At 42.2% G+C, this 11,836-nt stretch carries 8 protein-coding genes; 3 read left to right on the plus strand and 5 right to left on the minus strand.

What is annotated here, in order from left to right; genetic code table 11:
• Nucleotides 1-41 precede the first annotated feature (41 nt).
• Together DXX94_RS10125 and DXX94_RS10130 are read right to left on the minus strand one after the other, a co-directional pair.
• Nucleotides 42-935: an NAD(P)-binding domain-containing protein gene (locus DXX94_RS10125; protein WP_116015581.1), complete on the minus strand. Its 894-nt coding sequence runs from the start codon at nucleotides 933-935 to the stop codon at nucleotides 42-44.
• 32 nt (nucleotides 936-967) lie between these two features.
• On the minus strand, nucleotides 968-1,858 hold the full coding sequence (locus DXX94_RS10130; protein ID WP_116015583.1) for a bifunctional GNAT family N-acetyltransferase/hotdog fold thioesterase: 891 nt from the start codon (nucleotides 1,856-1,858) through the stop codon (nucleotides 968-970).
• A 40-nt stretch (nucleotides 1,859-1,898) separates the two neighbouring features.
• Here DXX94_RS10130 and DXX94_RS10135 point away from each other — a divergent pair, with 40 nt between their 5' ends.
• The gene (locus tag DXX94_RS10135) at nucleotides 1,899-2,654 is read left to right on the plus strand and encodes a hypothetical protein (protein WP_116015585.1); all 756 of its coding nucleotides are present in this window, start codon (nucleotides 1,899-1,901) and stop codon (nucleotides 2,652-2,654) included.
• 55 nt (nucleotides 2,655-2,709) lie between these two features.
• Here the strand turns inward: DXX94_RS10135 and DXX94_RS10140 are convergent, their stop codons facing one another.
• Nucleotides 2,710-5,817, minus strand: coding sequence for a response regulator (locus DXX94_RS10140; RefSeq protein ID WP_116015587.1), 3,108 nt, complete (start codon nucleotides 5,815-5,817; stop codon nucleotides 2,710-2,712).
• Nucleotides 5,818-6,091: 274 nt separating this feature from the next.
• Between DXX94_RS10140 and DXX94_RS10145 the strand changes: the two genes are divergently transcribed.
• Both DXX94_RS10145 and DXX94_RS10150 read left to right on the plus strand, forming a co-directional pair.
• Nucleotides 6,092-6,535 carry a hypothetical protein gene (locus tag DXX94_RS10145; protein ID WP_116015589.1) on the plus strand — a complete coding sequence of 148 codons (444 nt, stop codon included), beginning with the start codon at nucleotides 6,092-6,094 and terminating at the stop codon, nucleotides 6,533-6,535.
• Nucleotides 6,528-7,616 carry a porin gene (locus DXX94_RS10150; protein WP_116015591.1) on the plus strand — a complete coding sequence of 363 codons (1,089 nt, stop codon included), beginning with the start codon at nucleotides 6,528-6,530 and terminating at the stop codon, nucleotides 7,614-7,616. Before DXX94_RS10145 ends, DXX94_RS10150 begins: the two co-directional genes overlap by 8 nt.
• A gap of 240 nt (nucleotides 7,617-7,856) precedes the next feature.
• On the opposite strand, the gene DXX94_RS10160 is transcribed toward DXX94_RS10150, so the two are convergent.
• Nucleotides 7,857-9,007, minus strand: a protein-coding gene (locus DXX94_RS10160) for an IS3 family transposase (RefSeq protein WP_116013626.1) whose coding sequence is annotated in 2 segments (ribosomal slippage) — nucleotides 7,857-8,761 and nucleotides 8,761-9,007 — 1,152 coding nt in all. Because the reading frame shifts where the segments join, the coding sequence is not laid out codon by codon here.
• A gap of 29 nt (nucleotides 9,008-9,036) precedes the next feature.
• The gene (locus tag DXX94_RS10165) at nucleotides 9,037-11,772 is read right to left on the minus strand and encodes a hypothetical protein (RefSeq protein ID WP_116015595.1); all 2,736 of its coding nucleotides are present in this window, start codon (nucleotides 11,770-11,772) and stop codon (nucleotides 9,037-9,039) included.
• Nucleotides 11,773-11,836 lie beyond the last annotated feature (64 nt).

The following is an 11,836-nucleotide window of genomic DNA, read 5'->3' on the forward strand; positions in this document are numbered from 1 at the left end:
GCAATTTGGTAATAAGCAGTGATTATATCAATTGCCTAGCATCACTGTGAATCAGAATCTAACCAAGCCAGTAAATCTGGCCACAGAAGTTGTTGACCTAGCTGCTGATACTTTTCCCCTGAGACGATTCGCAATAATTGCTCTTGCTCGTCACTAAAATTTGGGGGTGTTAGCTTCTGCTGCTGACAGGCTGCTTGATAGAATACTTCGCGACTTGGGTGATTTGAGCTGACCACGTTAAAAATGCCATTAATTTGCTGATGGCTAATCATCGTAATTATCGCGTTTACCACATCGGCTTGATGCACTAAATTGACTGGCGTGCGCGGGTTAGCTACCGCTTGTTTACCTGCCATAAAACGGGCAGGATGCCTTTTCGGGCCAACTAAACCGGCTAGTCGTAATACACACGCATTGCTAATACCCATCAACACCGCTTGCTCAGCTTGGTGCAACAATGCAACCTTTGGCGAACCAAGCATTAATGCGCTTTGCTCATCAACCTGCCCTGCTAACTCTTGATAAATACCCGTACTACTGAGCAGTATTACTCGTTCAATGCGATACTGCTTTGCCAAGTTCACAAGTTGTGTGACGTGATCTGGGTAGGCCATCGAACCTTGTTTAAACTGAGGCGTGATACAAATGACCATAGTGTCAATGTCTGCCAACCATTCATTATCGCTGATAGACTGATTGCTGGGTTCAGAGCTAGATTTAGAGCTAGGTTCAACGTTCGTTTCAGTGCTGGAACCAAAGCTCGCAAGCGGTAATTTTAGCAGCCTTGCTTGACAGCCAAGTACTGTAAGCTCGTCAATTTTGTCAGGATTAGTCGTAGTCGCTGTTACGCCAATATTCTTGTTGAGAAGTTTACGTGCCAAGGCTTGTCCAACCCAGCCACAACCAATAATAGCAACCTGCTGCTTACTCATCATATTTCAACTCTCTAATTGCATCTAAGTACAATTTAACTGCAATGGATAACAAACTTGCCGGTGAAAATCGCGGCGACTTTATCACCACTTAAGATATGCACCTCAACTTGCATCTTGGCTTTTTGTGCTGCCGCTAACGAAGTCAAATCACCACTAGCAAGTGAAGTGTGGGTATAGCCAACGCCAGCACCGGCGATAGGCGCTAAGTAACGAATATTGGCATCCGCTAATACAATATCGCCACTTAGCTCGTTCTCAATCAGTTTCATATAAACCCAGCCCCACCCAGTTAAGGTGGCCAAGGTATAAATACTTCCCGCAAACATCGTATCGTGAAGGTTTTTATTGAAGGCGACATCGCAATGGGTAAATAGTTGCTCACTGTTGTAGAAGCTCACTTGCAAGTTCATTGCTTTACTCATTGGAATAGTTTGACGCCAAATGTCGTTGAGTTGCACGCTAACATCAGTTGCATGCTCAACTGCTGGAGCCAAGGATTTTGTCATCAAATAATGCTGAATTTCGCCGTACAGCAAATGCGTTTTCTCAACGAGTTCATAGCCCAATTTACGATAGAAAGGGACGGCGTTTTCTCGTGCATTTAAGCTAATATGGGTAACGCCATGCTTACTTGCTTCTAACTCAAGCGCGTCAATAATTTTGCGCCCCAAGCCACTGCCTTGCTGATCGCTCGCAACCGCCATGTATCGAATTTGCGCTGAGGTTTGCGTGGTTTTATGCAGCCTACCAACTGCAATTATCTCGCCAGCGCTGTTTTCAACCAAGCGATGAATACTCTGGGCTTCAAGCGCATCTTGCTCGCTACCTTGAGGTTGCTGCCATGGAGCTCGAAGTTGTTGCCATCTAAATTGATAATAACGTTTAAACGCCGCTTTATTTTCAGGTGCTTTCACTAAATACATTGGTTATGCTTAATTTATTCCAATTTACGTGCGAAGGACTATGCCGCTTAGCCGTCACTTGCAACAAGGACAATTACTGTATTTTAAGCAAGCACCAGATGCAATCTCAGTCAGTGAAAATCGCCATTTTCGCTGGTTGGCATTCAATGACGTACTGCAAAGCGCGATGCGAAAACAAAGACCCCATTGGCTAACACTCCCTCATCAATGGCCTTTAATGTTACCCTGGCAACGCTATTCACCAAAACGTATTGTTGAGTTTGGTTTAGGAGGGGGAAATCACTTAAGGTTTTGTCGCTGGCTTTCACCTCAATTAGATTACCAAGTTGTAGAGAGTAATCGCACCGTGATTGAATTAAGCCAGACCTTCTTTGCGCTAGACCAGAGCGCAGCGAACCAAAAAATAGTTTGCCAAACCGCTCAGCAATGGCTGACTAATCAATCATTAGTCGATATCGACTGGCTAATTTTCGATATTTATCAAGCGCCAAAAGTAGGAGTTAATGCAACGCATAACACGTTACAGGCATTGATAGAAGAATTACCAGAACATACCCTGCTGTCGATAAACTTTACCGAGCCAACAAGCCAATCGCTGCGTTATTGGCAGCAGCTTTTCCACAAAAAAAAGCAGCATCGAATGGCTGCGTATGAGGTGCCGCATTATCAGAATGTGGTGGTGCATTTACTGCCCAAACAAGCCCCTAACATGGTAGACAAAGAATGCTACCTTACGTCCAGTTACCAAAAACGTTGGCAGCAATTCCATCAACAGTTTTATTTTGACTTGACCTAAAACAGTTTGCTCTTTTGAGTATAGGATGCGGGTATTTCTAGCGAAATAAACAGTATCAAACGGACGACATGAGATTTTCAATTTCACTGTAAAGCTTTTCACCCTTGACGGGTTTGGGCACATAGCCATTCATGCCAGAGTCAAAACAGCGCTGTATATCATCATCCACCACACTGGCAGTCAGGGCAATGATGGGTGTTGCTGTCAGCCCTTGTTGCTGCTCAAACTGCCTGACTTCAACACTTGCAGCAAAGCCATCTTTAACGGGCATCATAAGATCCATTAAGATGACATCAAAGTCCGGTGACTTTCGATAAAGCTCTAGTGCTTCTTCGCCATTGGCCGCCACTTGGTAATCATAGCCAGCTTTTTCTAACAGCAAAGAGGCGACTTTTTGATTAATAGGATTGTCTTCAACCAACAGTACATTAACGCCACGATTAACAATGTTCGCTACTTTTGAAGCCAGTGCGGGTTGCTCTTTTGATTTACGCTGGGCTTGCGACATTGCATGGTTAATGCGTTCGAACAAAATATCGCGCTTAAATGGTTTGGGTACAAAGTCATTCATGCCCGCGTCGTAACAACGTTCAATATCCTCTTCTAACACGCTTGCAGTTAAGGCAATAATTGGCGTTGCAGGCAGCTCATTATTTTGCTCATACAATCGGATTTCACGGGTTGTAGAAAAGCCGTCTTTCACGGGCATCATGCAGTCCATCAACACGACATCGTAATTTTTACCTTTGGTAAATAGCGTAATAGCTTGCTCGCCATCATCAGCAATATCGAACTGAAAACCAGCCGATGCGAGCTGTAAGCTCAACACTTTTTGATTTACGGGGTTGTCTTCAACTAATAAAACCGAACCGCTAGACAGTGTTTTTTTCTCGCTAGGAGCTTTGACGCCACCACTATTAATATATTGCTGACAGACCTCTAATGCTTTCACCAAACGATTACCCAATAACGGATAAGTCAACATTGCGGTAACTTGTTTACCGTAATCGATTTCAGCTTTGGTTAATTGGCGAACCAGGCAAATTGCTGCATTAGCATTGGCTAGCAGAGTCATATCATCACGAATAGAATTAGTGTCAGCCCCTTCACTCACTACATAAACAACAATCAGCTGAGTACTATTGGCAGTAGCCAGCAGTTTATCTAACGACTCTACTTGATAGCGCAAGGCAATTCCCATATACGCGAGAGAGTCTGACAATTGCTCTGTAATAGTCGCTTCTCGACAGACGACGGCAATATCAGCGAACGCTTGTTTGTTGTGGTACTGATAATGTTGTTCAATGCTTGCTAGCGCTAACGTAAAGTAAAATCGGCTGCCCTGTCCTTTCGATGAAACAAGCCCAAGCTCACCGCCCATTAACTCAACTAATTGACGACTGATCGCTAAACCTAGACCGGTGCCTTGAAATTGTCGCGTTATTGAAGCATCTTCTTGCGCAAATGGTTCAAAAATATGGCGCTGCTGTTGTTCATCAATTCCTATACCTGAATCTGCCACTGAAAAAGTAATCAGCGGGCAGCCATCTTTCTCACCCTGATAATTCATACTTACCGTGATATCGCCCTTATGGGTAAACTTAACGGCATTTGACAGCAAGTTCATCAATACTTGGCGAATGCGATGGTCGTCTGCATTTACCCGCGCAGGAATGCGATCATCCAACGCAAGTTTCAGTGTTAATGGCTTTTCTTTAATTTTCGGCGCAACAATCGCAGCCAAGTCATAAATCGTCTCGCGCAGTGCTGTCGAATGCAGGCTTAAGCACAATTTGCCCGACTCAATTTTTGAGAAGTCTAAAATATCGTTGATCAGCGCAAGCAATAGATGCGATGACGTTTCTATGGTGTCTAGGTAGTCTTTTTGAACAGCGCTTAATTGTGTAGTTGCGAGCACTTCTGACATGCCAATCACACCATTGAGAGGTGTGCGTATTTCGTGTGACATATTTGCTAAAAAGCTGCTTTTGGCTCTACTTGCTATTTCAGCTTCTTCTCGAGCAACTACCGCCTCATTTTTCGCGATCAGTAAACGTTGCTGACTTTCGTTGCGTTCAGCATTCAAACGTTCAACTTCCTTCGCAAAACTTGCTAATTCATCACGACCGTCAATTTGCTCTGAAAGCTTAGTGTCAGCTTTCCCCTCATTGGCCAAATAATCCAGTACCAAGGTAAGATTATGGATAATTCGCTGCCCTAAGCGAAGACCAGCAATTAACACAGCGAAAACCAAAAGTGTAATAGCGATGACAACGAATAATCGCTGCTGCTCAAAGGCAGTAACATGGCGCTCTACTTCCTGTAAAAGCTGCCCTGAAATTGCACCGGCAACCTCTTGGAATAAGGCTAAACGTGTTGCCAACGCCTGCTGACCGGCCATCATTTGCTCAGTTGAAATAAGTACGGCAGGCTCGCTTAACACTAACTCTCGAAATTGCTGGCTTTCCACAAAGGCAGGATTAGAAAAGGTGGTCAGCATTAGGTTAATTTGATCAGGCTCAGCATTAATCACCACAAAGCGCCCCATAAATAGTTCTTGTTGCTGGATCAGTGCTCTTATTTGTACCTTAAGCTCATCTTTAGTGAAGCTTGACGCCTTAGTTAACGCACTAAGCTGTTGGATTTGCCAAGCTTCTTCCGCTGACCAAAACAGTAACCAATTTAGCTGTACTAATGCTTTCAAGTGATTGTTGACACTAGCTGGCATCGCAACCAAAGTGCGCTCTTCCACCGATAGTAAGAGCTCTTGATAAACTTCAACATGCCAAACTATATTATCGATACGGCTTTCACTATCTTCACTATCAACAATTGCTTCTATGGTTTCACGATATTGTTCAATCAGAGGGTGAATTTCAGCAAATTCTTGTTCTAAACCTAACTGTTCGTTCAATTTGCCTGTAATCGAAATAATAGCGTCTGATTTACCGTTACTATTATCTGAACGCAATTGGTGGGAATTGGCATTAAGCTGCGCTAGTGAGTCTAGCTGGCGCGCCATATTTTCAGCACGTTTTAGTTGACTAACTTGCTGATTAATATTGATTACTTGATGACCAGCCAACAACACAATGGCGAACGCTGGGATGACTACCAAGCCCCAAATTTTATGCTTGATAGTAAGTCGATTCCATAACTTCAATGCAGGTGTCCTGTTACCTCAACATACGGCTGTGCTTAGAGCTTAGCCTATTTTAGCTAATTTATCTCAAGCCTACCGCTGAATTATTGTTGCAAACCATGATTTTCATCAACATCCGCTATTAATTTGTTTAGGATCATACGCTTGCTAATTCACAAATATCAGCTACCTTAATAATTATCGCAAGGAAAGATTTTGGTTCAGGATGCACCACAGACGTTTCAAACCTACCATTACAGCCCCACGTAAAGTATCAATCAGACCTAAGCAAATAATGTGCTTACTCTCTTGGTTATTCTGTACAGCGTTGATTATCCCGCAAACACTGCATGCCGCTGAAAACTACGCCATCATTACACTGAATAAAGACTTTAAAAAGCTCAGTAAAGGCAAAGCGAGAATGCTATATCGCGGCAAAGCTAAATCGCTGCAAGGTAAAAAAATAGAGCTTTCTGATTGGCCTAGTAATAACCAAACAAGAAACGAGTTCTATCAGCTCTTGTTAGGCAAAGACGCCGCACAAATGAGCGCCCATTGGGCTGGCTTGTCATTTTCCGGTAAAGCCAGACCGCCAAGAGAAATGAAAACTAGTTCACTGGATGAACTACTGCAATGGCTCTCACAGAAGCCAACACGCATCGGCTATGCCCCATTAGAATCTTTACCTGAAAGTGTGACCGTACTGTATGTGGTTAAAAAGGATAAAAATCATGAATAACAAGTTAATCGCAGCATTGTCAGCAGTGGCGATTAGCTTTGATGCTCTCGCCGCTATTGAAATTAATGACAACCTCAGCCTCAGCGGCTTTGGCTCAACATCAATCACTAGAAGTGATAATGAAACGCCCCTTATTATCAATCGCAATATCCTTGATGAAACCTGCTGGGATTGCGACACCACCTTTGGTTTACAACTCGATTATTACCAAGAATCTTTCAAAGCATCAGCGCAAGTCGTTAAACGTCCACAAGACAAGTGGCTTAATCCAGAAGTAGAGTGGGCGTATTTGGGTTATTCATTCGGCAACATTGAGGCGCGAGTAGGTCGACTTCGCCTGCCCGTTTTTCTGGCTTCTGAATATTACTACGTTGGCCATGCCTACCAAAGTGCTAGACCGCCCGAAGAAGTTTACAACTCTATATTAGGCATCACCGCGTATAACGGCGCTAATCTGGTCTGGAATTTTGACCTATATGATGAGTATCAAGTATCGTTCACTCCGTTTATTGCCTTCGATGATGACAATACCTTAGAAGTTACCAGCACATTTGACGTGGAAATTAATGTCAATGATATTCTCGGTGCCAACGCGCAACTTGAAGGCGACTATTTCCGCTGGAACTTTACTTACTTTGATGCTGAATATGATCAAAAATTTATCATTAAAAACCCAGCCCCAGGCACTCCACTTTTAGTGCTAGACCAGCCCGATCGTCGCTTTGAGTTGTATTCACTTGGCGCCGAATACAACTTAGGTAATTGGACGCTAACAGCAGAACGACAACTAGGCAACGTGCGCTCTACTTGGTATGCCATGGCGTCGTACCGAATTATGAAGCTATCGCCTTATGCGCTATATGGTGAGACAAAAACCAAACGCACCGACATAACCGACTTCGACGGTAAATCTGGCAGTAGCTTCGTCGCTGGCGTACGCTACGATCTCCGCCATAACTTATCTCTTAACCTTGAATGGCAGCAATTTAAGAGCTTTGGCAACCAACGCGGTTCATTTACCACAACACCGCAAGAGCCTGACGCACAAACCTACACCCTGATGTTTAATTTTGTGTTTTGAGCAAAACTTCGAATCCTTACCAAAAAAAAGGAGCGCATGGCTCCTTTTTCTAATCCCAATCGGTGAGGCATTAACTGCTTATAAAAAGCTAATGAACCAAAATCATCCCGACAAAGTTTACGCCCGAACTGGCTCTGAATCAGAGAAAGCAAAAGCGGAACAGAAAACCAAGCAATTCAATGTCGCTTGGGAAACGATTCAAAATAAGCTTAAGTAAAATAGTGAATCGACCAGACTACCCTAGACGTTTTCTTGATTCATAAAATAGGTTTTATCATAGTCAGTTGGAGACTGATTATTTAGATAACCATGTTTACGTTTGCTGTTATAAAACATTTCGATGTAATCGAAAATATCTTCCTTAGCTTTTTCTCTATTTTTGTATTTTCTTCGCTTGATCCGTTCACGTTTTAGCAACTGAAAGAAGCTCTCAGCAACAGCATTATCATGGCAGTTACCTCTACGACTCATACTGAGTGATAAATTATGCTCAGCAGCAAATCGTTGCCAGTCATAACCTGTAAATTGGCTGCCTTGATCGGAATGTATAATAACCGTTTGCTTAGGTTTTCTTCGCCATACAGCAGCGAGTAATGCACTTAAGACTAAATCAGTATGCATCATCGATTGCATCGACCAGCCAACGACTTGCCGAGAAAACAAGTCGATAACTACGGCTAAATAGAGAAAGCCTTCGTGCGTATCAATATAAGTGATATCAGTTACCCAAGCTTGATTTGGCTGTACTACATCAAACTGTCGTTTTAACTGGTTATCTGCGACCACAGAAGGCTTAGTGCCATAGTTGCCTTTGCGCTTCTTATAGCCGACTTGAGCTTGAATGCCTGATAACTGCATTAATCGATGAACTCTATTCTTTGAGCAAACTTCACCTAAATCCAACATATCACTTTGAATTTTGCGATAACCGTAAACGCAGCCGCTTTCAAGCCAAGACTGTTTGATTAAACCCGTTAAGCGCTTGTCATCCTTAGCTCGCTTGGATTCTGGCTTTTGCAACCAAGCATGAAAGCCACTGCGGTGAACTTGCAACGCTTGGCACATCAGCTTTATGGGGTATTGGTTGAGCCGAGACTTTATGAACGTGTACTTTTCTTTGACTCGCCCGCAAAGTACACGGCGGCTTCCTTTAATAGATCACGTTCTTGTTGAGTACGCTTTAGTTCTTTCTCAAGCGCTTTAATACGCTTTTCTTGCTCGGATAATTCTTGGTAGTGTTCGCTGTTACTGCCATAGCGTTTTAACCAGATATAAAGACTATTTGTCGAGATATCTAACCGTTCTGCAACGCTTGCAACGGAGTGACCTTTTTCAGTCACTTGCTTAACGGCCTGAACCTTAAATTCTTCGGGAAATCTTTTAGCGCTCATTCATCCTCCTAGGACACAAAGTTTACAACTTATTTGTGTCTAGGAAAATCTGGTCGATTCATACTCCCGTTAGAGCCTAGATCTAACGTTCCATTATTCTCAATTAAATTGTTATTAACTAAAGTGCCATTTCTAATTAACGTAGTATCTTTATTTGTTTTAATGGTACCGTCATTGATTATGCTTCCTTTAAAGTTCAGCGTACCTGATTGAACTTCAACGGTTCCGGTATTATTAAATGCAACACCCGCTTCAACGACACTTTCTCCATCACCTGCTGATTTGACAAATAAGCCTTCGTTATTGATGGTTCCTTTGCCTTGTCCCGCTTTTCCTTCAATTCGATTACAACTGCTTGGCCATGAGCATATGACATGTTCGGAATGCGTTCCTCCGATAATGTCACCATCACCATTTAGATCATATATAGAATCAGCTGTATTGTTAAAGGTTGAGGATTTATCATAACGGCTATTATATCGCTGATTGTAACTATTAAACGCTAAGTTTGAATCGCCTGATTGAGTGATAGTCCCTTCGTTCGTCAGCACTCCGCCATATTGAATTGTTTTGTTACCATCACCGATTAATTCGAAATCATCTGACTTATTTACAAAACCACTTCCTGTGATGTAACCTGACTTCCAAACAAGTTCGCCATTATTAATCGTTTCTCCATTACCGCCAATACTACCACCGTCAAGTTGTACCGCTGTATCAAAGTCTAGAGATAGCTTGCCACCAGATTGAGTCTTAAGACTACCCGTTACAATTATCTCTCCAATATCGCCCGTAAGCGATGTTTCCGTGCCTGACTTACCTTGAATGCCATTAATCAATAACGTGCCGTCACCCGTAAAATTAGCTGCACCATTGACACCTGTACCAACGTCAATACTTGAATTAGTGCCAACCGAGTAATTAGCGTTGTGGTCGTTACCTCGAATTACGCCCGAAGTGTTATCTGCATAAACATAATTGCTATTATCTCGGCTACCGCCATTTAGATTGAGTGCAGTGATTTCTCTGGCTGTATACTGTCCGCCATCACCATTAGCTACATTAATGGTTAATGTACCCGACTGAACTTCAACGGTTCCGGAATTATTAAATGCAACACCCGCTTCAACGACACTTTTTCCATCACCTGCTGATTTAACAAATAAGCCTTCGTTATTGATGGTTCCTTTGCCTTGTCCCGCTTTTCCTTCAATTCGATTACAACTGCTTGGCCATGAGCATATGACATGTTCGGAATGCGTTCCTCCGATAATGTCACCATCACCATTTAGATCATATATAGAATCAGCTGTATTGTTAAAGGTTGAGGATTTATCATAACGGCTATTATATCGCTGATTGTAACTATTAAACGCTAAGTTTGAATCGCCTGATTGAGTGATAGTCCCTTCGTTCGTCAGCACTCCGCCATATTGAATTGTTTTGTTACCATCACCGATTAATTCGAAATCATCTGACTTATTTACAAAACCACTTCCTGTGATATAACCTGACTTCCAAACCAATTCACCGTTGTTAATGGTTTCACCGCTACCGCCAATTGAGCCGCCATCTAAAATTACTGTGTTATTGAAATCGATGTTAAGTTTTTCACCACTCTTTGATAACAAACTACTAACAACTGAAGTTTGGTATAATTCTGAGTGTTGACGCATAGCACCTGTTAGTTGGTTATACTCTTTAGCCGTATCATATGTTTCTAACATTTCCTCTTTAGTCGGAAATGTCTCATTTAACTGGTTAGCATATGCCACAAGCTGTTCTGCAGCTTCTTTTTGCGTAAATATATTGCCCGATATAGATACAGTAATTAAATCACCTATACTTGCGTCTCCCCAGTTTTCTAAGGTTTCAATGATGTCATTGACGGCTTCACGTTTGTGTTCTAATCGACGTTCAATATACGCTTCAAGCTCTTCACGACTCAGCTCAGGATTTTTTGCTATTTCCACCAAATCAGCATTAATACCCGACAATACTTCGACTTCTTTGGCAAAGCTATTTACTTGAGAATTAATTGAATCTGATAGTGAGCCTGTTACTAACTCTACACCTGCCACTGTCAGTTTTGCTAAACCTAACATGCTAGCAACACCCGTAGAGCTCAGGGCTTTACTGCTATTGGAAGCTATCAGAGCAGGAACTGCTGTATGTGAATAGCGCTCAATATCAGAAGCGGATAACTCCCCGTTGGCAGCTTTAGTTATTAACACGCCACCTTCATATACAAGTAGAGCTGTACCCAAATAATCAGTAGACTGTTTTTTTAAATCATCGAGGCTAGCTGTACGATCTAACGCCTGTTTTTGCGCTACATAAGCTAACTCACTAGCATTATCTTTATGTTTTATTGCTAATGCGATTTGATCATCGATTTCTTTTAATTTACTAGCTTGGCTTCCCATCAGCTGATTAACGTACTTTTGGGCTTCTAGCTCTACGATAGCCGCTCTTGCATCTTTAAGGTCATCGAGTGTACTACCAGCACGAAGTTTAGAGTGAACAAACTCCAACGTCTTATTAAAGTTTAAAATTTCAAACTCAACATGAGATAAAGCTCCAACCACAGGATGCGTTAAAACCTCATCAACATCTTCAAAGTTTTTTTGAATATAACTTTGGTCATTAGATTGAATAATTATTGTTTTAACATCAGTAGAATCAATTTCATTAGCAAAAGTAATTAATGGCGATAAAATGGCAATACAGATGAACGCACGAACACTAAGTACAGAAGAAAACATCAAAGTCCCTTTGGTTTGTTTTTGGATGAAATTTCACCTATTGTCTCCAAAAAAAAACGTGAAA

Source organism: Thalassotalea euphylliae (assembly GCF_003390375.1).
GTDB lineage: Bacteria > Pseudomonadota > Gammaproteobacteria > Enterobacterales > Alteromonadaceae > Thalassotalea_F > Thalassotalea_F euphylliae_A.